Origin of the sequence: Actinoplanes rectilineatus, assembly GCF_000962825.1 — a bacterium.
Lineage (GTDB): Bacteria > Actinomycetota > Actinomycetes > Mycobacteriales > Micromonosporaceae > Actinoplanes > Actinoplanes rectilineatus.
The window spans coordinates 13,157-28,264 of record NZ_JZKF01000054.1 but is presented as its reverse complement, the minus strand read 5'-3'; the positions used below and the strand labels follow the sequence as shown (position 1 = coordinate 28,264).

General features: G+C 68.5%; 13 protein-coding genes and 1 pseudogene. 6 read left to right on the top strand and 8 right to left on the bottom strand.

All coding sequences use genetic code 11. The annotated features are described in order from the left end of the window. Window positions 1-10: 10 nt before the first annotated feature. The 3 genes from WH85_RS47585 to WH85_RS50870 are packed head-to-tail and all read right to left on the bottom strand — an operon-like array spanning window position 11 to window position 4,315. A complete protein-coding gene (locus WH85_RS47585) occupies window positions 11-1,192 on the bottom strand; it encodes a DUF58 domain-containing protein (RefSeq protein WP_157411323.1) in 1,182 nt (393 codons plus the stop codon). A gap of 11 nt (window positions 1,193-1,203) precedes the next feature. Continuing rightward, window positions 1,204-2,184 carry an AAA family ATPase gene (locus WH85_RS31385; protein WP_045745674.1) on the bottom strand — a complete coding sequence of 327 codons (981 nt, stop codon included), beginning with the start codon at window positions 2,182-2,184 and terminating at the stop codon, window positions 1,204-1,206. Window positions 2,185-2,227: 43 nt separating this feature from the next. Then, entirely contained in the window at window positions 2,228-4,315 is a 2,088-nt protein-coding gene (locus WH85_RS50870; protein ID WP_157411322.1) for a WD40 repeat domain-containing protein, read from the bottom strand. 563 nt (window positions 4,316-4,878) lie between these two features. On the opposite strand from WH85_RS50870, the gene WH85_RS54015 reads away from it, so the two are divergent. Next, window positions 4,879-5,130 (top strand): group II intron maturase-specific domain-containing protein, encoded by a 252-nt coding sequence (locus tag WH85_RS54015; RefSeq protein ID WP_211275509.1) that lies wholly within the window; start codon window positions 4,879-4,881, stop codon window positions 5,128-5,130. Here WH85_RS54015 and WH85_RS53300 read toward each other — a convergent pair. Then, window positions 5,019-5,377 (bottom strand): annotated as a pseudogene (locus tag WH85_RS53300) (transposase); the annotation flags it as partial. The gene WH85_RS54015 and the pseudogene WH85_RS53300 sit on opposite strands and share 112 nt — an antisense overlap. A gap of 300 nt (window positions 5,378-5,677) precedes the next feature. On the opposite strand from WH85_RS53300, the gene WH85_RS31370 reads away from it, so the two are divergent. From WH85_RS31370 to WH85_RS31360, 5 genes are all read left to right on the top strand, one after another. Next, window positions 5,678-7,042, top strand: a complete 1,365-nt coding sequence (locus tag WH85_RS31370; protein ID WP_157411321.1) for a hypothetical protein — start codon at window positions 5,678-5,680, stop codon at window positions 7,040-7,042. Window positions 7,043-7,432: 390 nt separating this feature from the next. Then, window positions 7,433-7,636 carry a hypothetical protein gene (locus WH85_RS50860; protein ID WP_157411320.1) on the top strand — a complete coding sequence of 68 codons (204 nt, stop codon included), beginning with the start codon at window positions 7,433-7,435 and terminating at the stop codon, window positions 7,634-7,636. A gap of 159 nt (window positions 7,637-7,795) precedes the next feature. Next, window positions 7,796-7,957 (top strand): response regulator, encoded by a 162-nt coding sequence (locus tag WH85_RS49165; RefSeq protein WP_425394676.1) that lies wholly within the window; start codon window positions 7,796-7,798, stop codon window positions 7,955-7,957. 93 nt (window positions 7,958-8,050) lie between these two features. After that, entirely contained in the window at window positions 8,051-9,358 is a 1,308-nt protein-coding gene (locus WH85_RS31365) for a choice-of-anchor B family protein (RefSeq protein WP_052720938.1), read from the top strand. Window positions 9,359-9,405: 47 nt separating this feature from the next. Next, the gene (locus tag WH85_RS31360; RefSeq protein WP_052720937.1) at window positions 9,406-10,200 is read left to right on the top strand and encodes a hypothetical protein; all 795 of its coding nucleotides are present in this window, start codon (window positions 9,406-9,408) and stop codon (window positions 10,198-10,200) included. A 303-nt stretch (window positions 10,201-10,503) separates the two neighbouring features. Here the strand turns inward: WH85_RS31360 and WH85_RS31355 are convergent, their stop codons facing one another. Genes WH85_RS31355 through WH85_RS31340 form a run of 4 tightly spaced genes read right to left on the bottom strand, consistent with a single transcriptional unit; the run spans window position 10,504 to window position 15,108 of the window. Then, the gene (locus tag WH85_RS31355) at window positions 10,504-11,742 is read right to left on the bottom strand and encodes a cytochrome P450 (RefSeq protein ID WP_052720936.1); all 1,239 of its coding nucleotides are present in this window, start codon (window positions 11,740-11,742) and stop codon (window positions 10,504-10,506) included. 2 nt (window positions 11,743-11,744) lie between these two features. Next, window positions 11,745-12,599: an ABC transporter permease gene (locus WH85_RS31350; protein WP_045745670.1), complete on the bottom strand. Its 855-nt coding sequence runs from the start codon at window positions 12,597-12,599 to the stop codon at window positions 11,745-11,747. Continuing rightward, complete coding sequence (locus WH85_RS31345; protein WP_045745669.1) at window positions 12,596-13,621, bottom strand: ABC transporter permease; 1,026 nt, start codon at window positions 13,619-13,621, stop codon at window positions 12,596-12,598. Before WH85_RS31345 ends, WH85_RS31350 begins: the two co-directional genes overlap by 4 nt. Then, window positions 13,618-15,108 (bottom strand): ABC transporter ATP-binding protein, encoded by a 1,491-nt coding sequence (locus tag WH85_RS31340; RefSeq protein WP_045745668.1) that lies wholly within the window; start codon window positions 15,106-15,108, stop codon window positions 13,618-13,620. Before WH85_RS31340 ends, WH85_RS31345 begins: the two co-directional genes overlap by 4 nt.

The following is a 15,108-nucleotide window of genomic DNA, read 5'->3' as shown; positions in this document are numbered from 1 at the left end:
CCGGCCCGGCTCACCGTCTGTCCTGCCGTCCGGCCGACAGGGCCCGGGCCCATAGCCTCAGCGCGTCGGGAACGCTGGCCGCATCGGCCACCGTCATGCGTGTGGAGCTCGGCCACGAGGGGATCTCGGCTCTCTCCCCCGCCGGGCCGGATTTCAGGCGCAGCACGACCGCCCGCTGATAGCGGGCGATGAGACCGGTCAGCACCTCCGGTGGGGCTTCCCTGGTCCCGGTGAGCACCGTGACCAGCCCGGAGTGGCCGGCACGCGGTCCCTGAATCAGGCCGGGAGCCTGGATGCGCCGAGGATCGTCATGCAGCCGTGCCACGGTGAGCAGGTCCAGGAAGCCACCGGATCCCGGCAGGCTGGATCCACCCGGCGCCGGTGTCGCGGTGGTGGTCAGCAGGAGAGCCTCCCGGCGGTGCTGGACCGCCGCCATCAGCACAGATGCGGCCACCTCGATGGCGGTTTCCGCGTCGGCGGGCGACGCGTAGGCGCCCCGGTACAGATCGAGGAGCACGGTGACGGTCAAGGGGACGGGATCTACGTATCGGCGAACCCGCAGCCCCGCGGCACTGCGGGCGCTGGCCCGCCAGTGGACGTAGCGGAGATCATCGCCTGGTACGTACTCGCGCAGCGCGTGGAACGTGTTGCCGCCTTCGGGTGAATTCTCCCTGGTGGGCCCTTCCGCGGCGGCGGCGGTCGTTGCGGGTGGCACCGGCGCCAGGACGACGGCCGGCATCACCCGAAGCGTCTCCGGGGCAACCGAGATCGTCGTGTCCCGCCGCCACAGCCCGAAGCGGTCTTCCTGGTGGATCGTCACGGCACCGACCACATGCACCCCACGCTGTGCGGTCGGCAACCCGACCGCGGTGACGTATCGGCTCTTCCTGCCCAGGGCCGGGACATCGGCACGTACCGGCGTCCGGCCGACCTCGAAGCGCACCTGGAAGGCCGGGCAGCGTCGGCCAACGGCCCGGACCTCGATCTCGGCATGGGCCTCGCCGCCCCGGTGCACCCGGACCGGCACCACACGCCGAGTGATCTCAACACGCGGCCGGCGCCAGATCGTCGCCGCACCAGAGATGATCGCCGCAGCCGCTGCCACGGCCGGGACAGCAAGTTCCCGGTAGCCGAGCAGCATGATCAAAGCGACAAGGGCGGCCACGCCGGCCAGGAGCCCGCATCCACGCACCGTCAGCACTGTCAGCGTTCCCGGTCCCGGGGAGCGTCGACCGACAGCAGTACGTTCTCGATCACCGTGTCGGTGGAAACCGTGGCCTGCAATTCGAGGTCCGCTGACAACCGGACGCGGTGGGAGAGAACCGGTACCGCCATGTGCCGGATGTCGTCGGCGGTGACGAAGGTACGCTCGTTCGCGGCCGCCCAGACCTGGGCGGCCTTCATCAGAGCGATGCCGCCGCGTGGGCTCACGCCCAGGCGTAGCTCAGGCATCCGGCGAGTGCGGGCCGTGATGTGGACGACGTACCTCTTCACCGACTCCGCGACGGACACTCGCCGGGCGGTCTGCGCCATGCGGAGCACGTCTGCGCTGTGCAGCACCGGCGAGAGATCCTCGTCGAACCGGCCGTCGAGTTCGCGTTGCAGGATCGACATCTCAGCGGTCTCGTCGGGATAGCCGACTCCGAGGCGGAGAAGGAAGCGGTCGAGTTGCGCCTCGGGCAGCGGGAAGGTCCCATCCATGTCCAGCGGGTTCTGGGTGGCCACCACCATGAACGGCCGGGGAACCAGCCGTGGGTGGCCCTCCTCGGTGACCTGACGTTCCTCCATGACCTCCAGGAGCGCGCTCTGTGTCTTGGGCGAGGCCCGGTTGACCTCGTCGCAGAGGACGATGTTGGCGAAGATCGGGCCGGGGCGGAAGGTGAAGTCTCCGGTTCGCTGGTTGTACCACGTGACGCCGGTGATGTCCGAAGGCAGCAGATCGGGCGTGAACTGAATACGTTTCCAGTCGGAGGCGATCGAATGCGCGATGCAGCGCGCCATGGCCGTCTTGCCGACTCCCGGTACATCCTCGATCAGCAGGTGTCCTTGAGCGAAGAGACAGACGGCGGCCAATTCGATGACCTCGGTCTTACCGACGATGACACGCTCGATGTTCTCCACCACCGAACGGAACGACGCCGCGAACGCCGACGGGTTGACCTGGTCCTGAAAGGCTTCGCGCATCTACGGCCCCTCGAGCTGTCGATAGTCATGTCGTGACCGTGCGTCAAGAGCGGATCTGCCACAGACGGATTGTGGAGCGACCACCCATCACCGCAAGAACCCTCCCGTTCGGGCTGAAGATCACCTGTGCGATGCCGTCATCGGGGAAGGGCCAGTCGGCCTTGAGCCGTTGCACGAGCACCGGCTTCACCTGATCCCGGATATCCCACAGCTGGATGTTGTTCTCGTCGTAGCTCGCGTCGACGACGACGAGCAGCGTCCCTGCCGGATTGACCGCCAGCACGTGTCCGCGGATCCCCGGCATCCGGACGGCGGTGGGCCGGCCCGGTACCCGAAGGCTCCAGAGCCGGCCTCCGGCGGCCAGGTACTCGCCGTCATCGGTGAAGCTGGCCCTGCGTCCGAGGTCGTCGTCGACCGGATTCAGCGTCGCCAGCGAGTTGGGCGCCTTGGGGTCGCTGACATCCCACAATGTCAGGTCGTTCAGCAGGAGGTTGCCGTTGTGGCTGAAGGTGAGGCTGTGGGGAGCCCTGCCCTCGCCCACGGTCGCGACGATCACGGGTGTTTCCGGATCGCTGACATCCCAGAGACGTACGGGGATCTCGGCGGCCAGCCGGTTGAAGGAGAAATCGCCGGCGACGATCTTCTTGGGGCTGTACGCCACCGCGCCTGACGGCCACTTGTATCCCTGAGCCGGCTCGGGCCCGATCAGCGGCGCCTGCAGCCTCTGTCCGTCCGCGGAGAGCAGGCACCCCTGATTCTCCTGCCCGGCGATCACCAGGTATTCACCCGCCGGGTCGAAGGCGATCGCCTTGGTCGCCCCGTTGCAGGTGGGCCAGGACGCCTTCACCTCGTGAAGTTTCTGCGGAGTCCCAGAAGCGGCGAGGCCGTAGATTATTCCGTCCAGGGCGAACAGCTTGCTGTTGGCGCTGAAGGACATCTCATGCTCGGTGTAAGGCGCCGGAAAGTACGGGCCCGTCAGCAGGCCGAGGCGCGTAGGAACCGGGATGTTTCCCTGCCCGGGTGAGGGGCTGGGGCCAGAGCCGGGTGACGTCGGAGATCGGCTCGCCGATGGCGTCGCCGCACCGCTGGGCGGCACGCTGGTTGACGGACGAGTCGACGGTGATGCCGTGGTCGCAGTTTTGGGCGGCGCGACACTGGGCGGCGGTGTGGAGGAAGGTGTCTCCACCGCGCCGGTCGGACTCGTCCGGTACTTCTTAATCCTTCGGGATACTCCCTGGTAGATCGCCACCGCGTCGGGGCCACTGGGATCGTTGACCCAGACAACCTCGCCCTTGACGAAGGCCTCCAGAGGCGCGGCCCGGCCGCTCACCGAAACCTGATCGGGCAGGCTGCCAGGGCGCAGGTCACGCACCAGCACTACCCCCCGCGACCGGTCCGGGACGTAGAGACGCCCTTCGGCAAGGACCGGTGAACCGTAGTCGCCCTTCACCCCGAGGTCGATGAGCGAGGATGCGCCGACGGTGAGGTCGAGCAGCACCAGACGCGGCGAATCGGGCGCGGCCAACACAAGTTGATCACCGAAGACGGCTGCGGACACCGTACGGCTTCTCGTGAAGCCGTCCACCGGGAAACTGAGGCGAGGTTCGCCGGACACTCCGGTGATCTCGCCCACGGTCCAGTTGACGATCATCGGCCTGCCGTCGACCGACACTAGAGAAAGGCGCTCGCCGGGGCGGGCCACGGCAACCGCCGTCCCGGCGACGCCGGAGCGGACCGGTACGACGACTCCTCGGCTTTGTGCCGCTACCCACAGAGTGCCGTCCTCGGCGATGACCGCACTGTCTGTTGCCCCGTTGACTCTCGCTGGCCGGCCGCGCCGGGTGAGCACGGTACTGTCGAGGTGAAAGACCGCCTGTTTCGCGGTGTCGACCACATAGGTCTGCCCGTAACCACGCACGAGCGTCGCGCCGGATGGCCAGTCATCGATCCGCCGGACCGGGGTCGCCTCGTGGTAAGTGGCATCGACGACCGAGAAGTAGCCACCCCGCCGCTCGGCGATCAAGATCTCGGCATCGTCCTGAAAGACATGGAAGGACGGCTCGTATGTCTCAAAGGGAACCTTCACCGAAGCTTCCGCCTGGCCGGACAATCCGTTGATCTCACTCACCATGCCAGGCCGCATGCTGAACAACCACGCTCGTCCGCTGAGCACCTCGAGTACGGGCGACCGGGCGTGTCTCGCCCAGACGGTGACCACGCCGACAAGACCGCTCGCCATCAACACAGCAGTGAGAACCGCACATCCGGATCTCCGCAAAGAACGGAGGGACCCGAATTGTCGCGAGCGCACCGCCATCCGATCCACCTAGTTGATCAATAGACTCCAATGCGAGTGACACTAACCATGCACCAGACCGGAAGCAATGTCCCTATTGGCGGACCTGAGTCCGATCATCCAACTGCGTCCACCATGCGTCGTCCGCCGAAGACCGATCGGCGGATTCCTACACGAGATTCCCATAGATCCAACCTGGACCGGAGCCCGACGCCGTTCAGCTTGGCCCGTATCGCGATCGCTGGCCGAGACTTGAAAATGACTCTCTCGGGCGAAAGACCCTGATCACCCACATCGACACCGGGTTCAACTTCCTTGGTTTCCGCATCCAGCGCAAGCAGTGGAACGGCCGACTGGTGGTACTGACCTGGCCCGCGAACGACGCCCTCGCAGCCGTCATGCATAAGATCAAGCAATGGACCGGGCGAGGAACCACCTCGATGTCCCTGTCCGAGGTGGTACAGAGGATCAACCCTATCCTGCGCGGCTGGGCCGAGTACTTCCGTTACGGCGACTCCAGGAAGACGTTCTCCTCTTTGACGCCGAGCTGCTCGACTGGCTTCTCCGTCCGCCGCGTCGACACGCCAAGCAGGTATGGCCTTGACGTCGCCACAGCGCTAACTAGGGTCTGCTCGGCCTGTCGCCGATGATCGAGCAGCCAGTCCGGGAGTACGGGCCGGACCGGAGTTTCGGGTTCGCGAGCTCGGCGGTGCCGTCCCGGGTGTCCCATTCGCGCTGCCGGTGGCCGTTGCACGAGTTGGTCCACCAGGTCAAACGTTCGCCGTAGCCGGCGCCACACACCACTTCGGCGGATCGACCCTTCTGCCGCATCCACGATGGAGTTGCTGCCTCCCGGTGGGCTGGTTGGGCGGTGCAGGCTACCGGTGCAGTGATCAATGTTCGTCGCGTGGGTAGCGGTTTGGGATCGTTCCGCAGCAGGCGGAAACCCGCAGGTGCGCGAGCGTTCCGGGGCGGTAGGGTGCCCTCCGGCTATGGGCTGGGATCCGTTGGTCGGGCCGAACTGTTGTTGTGCCCGCAGACGGGTGGGTTGATATTCGATCGTGGTGGTGGGTTGTCATGATTCCGCGTTTGTCGCTGGACGGGTCGGGGAGCATGTGGGAGGCGGAGTGGCCGCCGGACCCGGCTCGGTCGCCCCGGTCTCCGTTCGAGCCGCGGCACGCGTATCGGAAGATTCGCGTGCTGGCCGACATGGACTCGATCGCTGATGGCACTGCTGATCCGTGGGCGCCGCAGCGGCTGCTGGCCGGGATGCTGCGGCATCCGTTTCTGCAGTCGTCCAGGTACAGCGACGCCGGCCCGCCGCCAGATGCTCGCCGGCTCCAGGCACCGGCCGAGGGAATCGCGGAGGGTTGGATCTCGCTGTCCGAGGGCATCCCCGGTGACCGAGGTGGATTCGTGTACTCGGCGGGCAGCCGGGCCGGCTTTACCGGATACGAGCCGGAGACCGCAGCATGGATCGCTGACCTGACGACGTCGGCCTCCCGAAGCCTTGAGGGAGTGGAGGCGCGGCAGCGGGACGGTATCGCAGCGGCAGTGGCGATCAGCCTTCATCCGGACGTGTTCATCACGAGCCGTCCTCATCTGCTGGCGTGCCGCGACCGGATCCGTGGTGTGACGATCTGCGATGTCGGTGAAAGCCTGGCGCTACTCGGGCTGTATCTACGGGCCCAAGGCGACTTCCGGTACTGGTTCGACCCTGACGGTGGACTGACTCCGGCGATGAGCAGGTCGTCGTTCTACTGGGTCGGGGTACGCGAGCTCGTCCCGCAGGCATGGCGGTGGGTAACGGGGTGCGCCCAGGCCGGCAAGGCTCGCGCGGACGACTCTTTGCTCGACGTCGCGTTGTCGGTGCTGGAGCGGCTGGTTCAAGTGCTGAAGTGCCGCGATGCCATGCACCGTCACCTGAACCAGCCGGTTCGCGACGTCCGCGGCGACGACGCGATCGAAGCCTTCGAGGCCGCTCTGACCCTACTTCTGGCTGCCGCTGACGCCTCCGCAGCAACGACGCACCGAGTACTTCAGATAAGCGGAGAGGAAAAATACGCGAGCTGGCAGGCCAAGCAGTGGCGTGATCGCGTGAAGCGGGTCTCCCCGGCACTGGCGGCTGTTACTACTGACGGCACGGCTCACAATGACGCACTCCTGGTACTGAGGCATCTGCGGAACTCGCTGCATGCCGATGCGATGCTGGGTGGAGGCCTACAGCGGCCCGGACGCAGCCCGATCGCGTTAATGAGCCTGCCCCGTAACCGTCAGACCGAGATCGTCGACGCCATCGAACGGATGGGCGGCCGGGAGCAGTGGTCAGTGCAGCCGTACCGCGGAACCGAACTGCGCGTAGATCCGGGGACGGTGTTGGAGCTACTTCTCCCCCGAATCATCCTGTTGCTAAACGACGTGATGCGAGAGACCCCACTGGACTCGCTCCCGGAGGTGTCAATCACGCCTGCGGACAGCCTGCCGCCCGCCTCCGCTGATGGCATCTTCGATGAGTTCAGCGCGCCACAACGCGCCTGCATTCGAGCGCTCCTCGGACTGTGACAAGACGGCATCAAGGCCGGTCCCGACTACGTCCAATCCAAAAGCATCCCGGCCAACCGAGTCGATGGTGGCGTGCTCGCTGGCCGGTCCCTTCAGATTCCCTGGCCGGGCCAAGCAGCCAGGCTTGCTGCGCCAGCGGACTCTGGCAGGCGGCACAAATCCGGCAGGACTACCGATACCTCCGCCGACTTGAGCGACTACGCGGGCCGTTGCCGTACAACATGATCCGCGAAACGCAGCCGACGATGGCGGCAATCACCGAAGGTGACTGAGCCTCCGGCAATCTTGTGTGTCAATACCGCTACACTGATCGCATGAGCACCCACAATGAATTCGGGTGCTACGCGTGGGGGTTCAAGTCCCCCCTCGGACACCAACTAAATTCCCACGGTGCGTGCTGAGATCCACATCAGCGCGCACCGCATTCGTTTCCGGGCTGTAGGTCAGCCGCAGGTTCAATACCTCGTAAACCTCGGCTTTGTTCTCCGGCGCTGCTCGCCGCAGAACCGCTCCGATGTCGCCGAGCGACTCGGCCAGCCCTCGACCTTCCGCGATCCCCATCCGGCAAGCCGGCGCGTGCTCAATGCCACTTAGCTTGAGTTGATCAAGGCTCTGAGCAGGAACTATGCGATCCGCTTCGCCGCGGCGACCCTTACGGCCGCCGCGGTGGGCAGCCGCATCGGCGCAGCTCAGTCGTTTGTCGCATCATCGGGCCCGCCTCAAGATCAACTTAAGCTAAGTGGCATTGGGCGCGTGCTGGTCCCGACCACCTTCGACGAGGACGATCACGCGTTCGGGGCGTTGCCGGCCGGCGCCGCCGGTTTCCTGGTCAAGGGCATGCCGCTGGACGACATCCTCGATGCGGTCCGGACCGTCGCGTCGATCATCGCGCCCCGGCATCCGCCGCCCGTATGACCTTTTCGGCATATCCCACATTCATTGACGTACGTCTAATCGCTGCTTAGCGTGCAGGCACACACCCCGGTTCTCCTCGAAAGGGCGTTGACCATGCTCCGAGGCGTACGTCGCACGCTGCTCGCCGCCGCGACACTGCTGTTGTCGCTGGCCATCGCCGGGCCACCGGCCGGCGCCCACGATCCGGGATCCGCCGAGGGCAAGGCCGAGGAGCAGGAGCTGCTCCGGATCTACCAGCCCGCCTGGAAGAGCGGCGCCGCGATCGCCGACGCCACGGTGACCTGCACCGGCGGGTACGCCGGAAGCTACCCGTGCAAGAACGTCGACCTGCTCAGCTTCCTGCCGCAGTCGGCGCTGGGCGGCGGCAGCTCGTCGAGCATGTGGTACTGGTCGGACAGCTACAACAACAACGAGTACATCCTGTACTGCCGCTCCAACGGCGTCTCGTTCGTCAACGTCACCGATCCGAACAACCCGCGCTATCTGGGCAACCTGCCGTCCGCGAACGGGGTCAGCTCGTCCTGGTGCGACATCCGGACGTACAAGAACTACGCGTACATCGGCAAGGACTCGGTCTCGCACGGCATCCAGATCTTCGACCTGACGAAGCTGCGCAACGTCACCACCACGCAGACGTTCACCGCCGCCGCCCGGTTCACCGGCCTCACCAACAGCCACACGCTCTGGATCAACCAGCAGACCGGCTTCCTGTACGTCTCCGGGGCCAACACCTGCAGCAAGGGCCTCACCATTTACGACATCAAGACGCCGCTCACGCTCACCCAGGCGGCCTGCTACACCGGGGCGGTCTACTCGCACGAGTCGATCGTGGTCAACTACACCGGCCCGGACACCCGCTACACCGGCCGGGAGATCGCGTTCAACTTCACCGGCCAGGGCAAGACCCTGCAGATCCTGGACGTGACGGACAAGTCGGCGATCAAGCTGCTGTCCAGCGGCACCCACCCCGGCGCCAGCTTCGTCCACCAGGGCTTCGCCAGCAGCGACTACAAGTACATGATCGTCAACGACGAGACGATCAGCACCGCGAGCGGCAGCCCCGACTTCGTCTACGACATCCAGAAGCTGGACGCCATCAAGTACGTCGGCCGGGACAACGGCACCCGCGGCACCTTCGTCAACCACAACGGCTACACCGTCGGCAACCGCCACTTCCAGGCGTCCTACCGCGGCGGCCTGCGGATTCTCGACACCACCAACGTCGCGTCGGCCAGCCTGCCCGAGGTCGGCTACTTCGACGTCGACCCGTCCTCCAACTCCAGCGGCTACAGCGGGAGCTGGATGGCGCTGCCGTACCTGAAGAACGGGGTGGTAGCCGTACAGAGCATCGGTGTGGGTCTCTTCCTGGTGAAGCCCACCGGCACCGCGGCCGTCAGCTGACCGCCCGGCCAACCGGCACGGACCGTCACCGCCGCCTGACAGCGGCGGTGACGCTGGCCGGTTTCCTCGGAGCCGCGTGGCTGTTCCTGGACAGCCGCGCCCCGGCCGCGCCGCCGGCTCCCGCCCCGTCACCCTCGGTGGTCGCCTATAACAGCGACGGCCTGTCCGACACCTACGACGGCTTTCACGTGGAGGCGCTGTCCCTGCCGGGCGGCCGCGGACCCGGCACCGTGTCCCTGCAGGTCACCGGCCCGACCGCCGACTTCCAGATCGTGCACACCAAACCCATGCACATGTACGTCCTCCGCGACGATCTGTCCGGCTATCAGCACCTGCATCCGACCCTGGCGGACGGCGCGTGGACGGCCCCGGTGACGATCACCGACGGTGGCGCGTACCGGGTCTACATCGAGTTCACCCCGGTCGGCCGCCCCACCACCGCCGACCCGACGGTGCTCGGCGTCCCGTTCGTCATCCCCGGCGACACCAGCATGATCCCGGTTCCCGCCCCGTCCGCGGACGCGTCCTCCGGGGAGTACACGGTCCGCCGCCTCGACGGCACGAGGGATCTGACCTCGGGCACCCAGACCGCACTGCAGTTCCAGGTGCTCCGGGACGGCGAGCCCGCGGTGCTGGAACCGTACCTGGGGGCGTTCGCGCATCTGTCCAACTTCGAGGTCCGCACCCAGGCCTTGATGCATCTGCACCCGCTTCCGTCGTCGTCGACGGGGCAGCTGGCCTTCCACGCCGCCTTCGCCGAGCGCGGCGACAAACGGATGTTCCTCCAGTTCGTGGCCGGCGGCGAACTGCACGAGGTGGCGTTCACGGTGTTCACGACGTGATCACCACCGTCAACCGGGACGGCAGTCCCGCCGCGACCCCGGCGTAGACGCAAAGGGTTGAAGAGACCGGGGCGGACATCGTCACGGTGTCGTCCACCCTGGAGAACCGCGGGAACACGCGGACGCCCCAGATGCACGGCCGGGAGTTCGCCCGCGCGATTGAGCGTGATGCTCGACGAGACGAAGGCCATGCTGCGGCAGCTGGAGGACTTCGAACGGCCCGACCTCGTGGTACACGACGGGACGATGTGCTGATGGGGGCGGGACTCTTCCCGGCCGTACGGGACGGTGGGGAAGCGCTGCTCACCACCGCAGGGCGAGCTCCAGGGGTCCGCGAACGTTGACGGAGTTGCGGATCGGCACGGTGGCGCCCGGGGCCAGCGACAGGCCCGGGAGGCGGGCCGTCAGGACTTCGAGGGCGATGCGGGCCTGAGCCCGGGCCGGGCCCGCGCCGACGCAGGTGTGGATGCCGGCGCCGAAGGCGAGGTGCCGGGCCGGGCGGCGGGTCACGTCGAAGCGGGCGGGCTCGGGGTAGCGGTCCTCGTCGTGGCCGGCGGAGGCGAAGAGCAGCATGAGGTCGGCGCCGGCGGGGATGTCGACGCCGGCGAGCACGGCGTCGCTGGTGGCGTGGCGGAACATCGCGGGGATCGGCGCTTCGTAGCGGAGCGTCTCCTCGACGGCCTGCGGGATCAGCGAAGGGTCGCGGAGCAGCAGCTCCCACTGCTCGGGGTGGGCGGTCAGCAGGCGCAGGGCGCTGCCGATCAGGTCGGCGGTGGTGATGTGGCTCGCGCCGAACGTGCTGCACAGCGACGTGACCACCTCGGCCTCCTGGTCGTACGACAAATCTTCCCCAGGAGCGACCCCAGGGGCGAAGGCCGCGGTGACGTCGCTGATCAGGTCACCCGCCGGGGCCGCGTGGCGACGGCGCACGTACTCGGCGACCAGGTTCTTGAAGCGGACGACGGTCTCGCCGATCTGGAGTTCCTGCTCGACCGTGAGGTCGACGCTGCCCAGGGAGAACTGGGCCTCGCTGCCTTCCTTGACCACCGGGATGTCATCCGGGGCGAAGCCGAACAGGGCGGCGGCGGTCTGGACCGGCAGCGGCGCGGAGAAGCGGGCGACCAGGTCGGCGCTGCCGTCGTCGATGAACGCGTCCACGAGCGCTTCGGCGCGCGTACGGATGGCCGGTTCGAGGTCTTTGAGCCGGCCGGTCGTCGTCAGGTGCTTGGCGTATGGCTGGCGGAGCCGGCGGTGCGCGGGGTCGTCGGTGGTGACGGCGTCGGGGGTCTGCGGGTAGCTGCGGGACAGCACCGCGATCGTCGACGGGTAGGGGGCTTTGATGCCGCGCAGGCTGTTGACCGACGAGAAGACGGCCGGGTTCTTGAGGACCGCGTCGATCTCGGCGAAGCGGGTGAGGACGTAGGCGTCGAGGCGCGGCGAGTAGAAGACCGGCTCTTTGTGCCGGGCCTCGGCGTAGAAGGGGTACGGGTCCGCGGCGTGGGCTCCGAGCGGGTCGTAGCTCTCGGCGAGTGCGCTGGGCATGGTCAGGGCTCCTGTCGGACGAAGGGCTTTCCGAGGGCGCGGGGCCGGCGTTGCCGGGTGGCGAAGAGCAGCATTGCGAGCAGAGCCAACAGGTACGGGGCGGCGATGAGCAGTTGCGAGTTCAGGGTCACGCCCAGCGCGGGCAGGGCGAGCCGCAACGCGTCGGCGAGGCCGAAGACCGCGCAGCCGACGAGGGTGCGGCCGAGGCGCCAGCCGCCGAAGATGACCGCGGCGATGACGAGGTAGCCGCGGCCGGCGGTCATGTTCTGGTTGAACGAGCCGACCTCCCCCACCGCGAGGTACGCGCCGCCGAGCCCGGCGAGGGCGCCGCACCAGAGCAGGGCCTGGCGGCGGCGCAGGCCGACCCGGATGCCGGTCATGTCGGCGGCGCGCGGGCTCTCGCCGACGGCGCGCAGTTCCAGGCCCCATCGGCTGCGTTCGACCAGCCACCAGGTCAGCAGGACGATGCCGGGCAGCAGGAGCAGCGGCCAGCGCTGGGGCGGGCGGCTGCCGAACGTGGTGCCGGCGATCAGGAAACTGGTCAGGCCGAGTACGAGCGCGTTGAGGACCAGACCGACGACGAACGTGTCGATCGTGAGGCGGTGGGCGAGGTTGCCGTGGATCAGGCCGGTCAGCGCGCCGGTCAGCATGCCGGCGGCCAGGCCGGTGGTGACGCTGCCCGTGGCGCCGGCGACGGCTACCGAGCTGAAGGCCGCGCCGAGCATCATGGCCTCGACGGAGATGTTGAGGGTGCCGGCGCGTTCGGCGAGATACTCGCCGCAGGCGGCGAACGCGAGCGGGGCCGTGAGGCGCAGGCCGCTGGCCAGAACGGTTCCGAGGTCGTCGAGGAGATTCATGCGACGGCCGGCCTTCCCCAGCGGGCCCGCGGGGCGACGAAAGCGAGAACCAGCAACGCTTTGACGATGTCGGCGAGGTAGTACGGGACGCCGGTGGCCGCGAGGAAGCTGCCACCCGAGCGCAGCACGGCGAACAGCAGCGCGACGGGGATCGCGAGCAGCGGCCGGTTGCGGGCGATCAGGGCGACGAGCAGGCCGTCCCAGCCGAGGCCGAGGGAGCCGCCGGGCTGGAGCCGGTTGGTGCTGAGCGGGCTGGTCAGCAGCACGGCACCGGCGAGTCCGGCGAGGGCGCCGGAAATGGCGAGGGCAGAACCGGTCACCACCGTGACGCGTACGCCGGAATGCGCCGCGGCCGTGGGATTGAGACCCAGCATGGTGACCCGGAAACCCCATCTCGTCCGCGTGAGGAGCACGGCGACGGAGACGGCCGCCGCGACGGCGATCAGCAGACCCGTGTTGAGCTGCAGTCCCGGGTAGCCGCCCAGCGAGCCGAGCAGCGCGCCGGGCGGGAGCTTGTTCGTCTGCGGCAGTACGGTCGCCCGGCCGAGGCGCGACTCCTGCAGCAGCCACGGCGTGTTGACCGCGAGCGCGACGACCTGCTGGGCGACGAACGTCATCAGCAGCGTGCTGACCACGATGTCGACGCCGCGCAGCCGATGCATGAGGGCGCTGAGCCACGCCCAGAGGCCCGCCGCCAGCGCGCCCGCCAGCAGGACGACGGCGATCAGCGCGGGGCCGGGCAGGGCGAGGCGCAGCCCGGCGGCGGCACCGGCGAGGGCACCGATGAGCACCTGACCTTCTTGACCGATGTTGAACACGCCGGCGGAGGCGCTGACGCAGGCGCCGGCGGCGATGAGCAGCAGCGGGGCCGCGTACAGCAGCGTCACGCTGACCGCTGTCGCGTCGGCCACGCTGCCGCGTACGAGAGCCTGCATCGCCTCGCCCGGGGAGCCGCCGGTGGCGACGATGAGCATGGCCGACATCAGCAGGGCCAGGGCAGACCAGGCAGCGGTACGCGTCACCCGGCGCCTCCCCCGACGAGCATCCCCAGCTGTTCGGGGGTGGCTTCGGCGGCGCGCAGCTCCCCCGCGACGCGCCCGGAGGCGATCACCAGCACCCGGTCGGCGAGCCCGAGCACTTCCTCGATCTCGGTGGAGATGAGCAGCACTGCCATGCCGTCGTGTGCGCATCGGCGCAGGCGCTCGTGGAGGTCCTCGGCGGCGCCGACGTCGAGGCCCTGGGTGGGCTGGGCGAGGACCAGGACGCGCGGGTCGCCGGAGAGTTCGCGGGCGAGGACGACGCGCTGCTGATTGCCGCCGGAGAGGCTGCTCAGCGGCGCGTCGAGGGAGGCTGCGACGACGCCGAACTCCGCGGCGAGCTCGCGGGCGCGGCGGCGCAGGCGGCGGCGGTCGAGCCAGACGCGCGTACCGAGATCCTTCATGGTCAGGTTGGCGGCGACGCTCATGGCGGGGACGACGGCGGCCCGGTGCCGGTCCTCGGGGACGATGCCGAGGCCGGCGGCGTGCAGGGCGCCGGGTCTGCGCAGGTCGACGGGGATACCGCCGACCTCGATGGTGCCGGCGTCCGGGGTGACGAGGCCGCAGAGGACGTCGCCGAGCTGCGCCTGGCCGTTGCCCTCGGCGCCGTAGAGGCCGGCGATCTCCCCCGGGCGTACCTCGAGGTCGATTCCGGTCAGGCCGGGGGCGGTCAGGCCGCGGATCCGCAGCGCGGGATCGCCCTGGGCTTTCTCCGGGGCGTGGGGCGCGGCGGGGATCAGGCCGATCGCGGCGGCGTCGGCGACCTCGCGGCCGACCATCTGGCGGGCCAGCTCGGCTACGTCCGTCGCGGCGGTCGCGCTGCGGAAGACCACGCGGCCGCGGCGCAGCACGGTGACCCGGTCGGTGGCGGCGGTGATCTCGGTCAGCTTGTGGCTGATCAGCACGACCGCGCGGCCCTCGGAGCGGACCACCCGGCGCAGCACGGCGAAGAGCTCGGCCGACTCGGCGCGGGTCAGCACCGAGGTCGGCTCGTCGAGGATCAGCACCGCCGGGTCGCGGCGCAGGCACTTGATCAGCTCGACGCGCTGCCGCTCGCCGGCCGACAGTGACGCGACCACCGCCAGCGGATCGACAGGCAGCCCGTACCGCTGACTCATCTCGTGGATCTCCGCACAGGCTCGGGAGCGCCGGATCCGGCCGGTGTCACCGAGGATGACGTTCTCCCACACCGTCAGCGGCTCGACGAGGCTGAAATGCTGGTGCACCATGCCGATCCCGAGCGCCACGGCCTCGCGCGGGCTGCCGGCGGTGACCGGGCGGCCGTCGCGGAGGATCGTGCCCGCATCGCGGGTCTCCAGGCCGAGCAGGATGCGCATCAGTGTCGACTTGCCCGCGCCGTTCTCGCCCAGCAAGCCGTGGATCTCGCCACGCTCGACGTCGAGATCCACGGCTTCGCAGGCGACGACCGCGCCGTACCGCTTCGTGATGCCCCGCAGCGTGAGCGCGCTCAT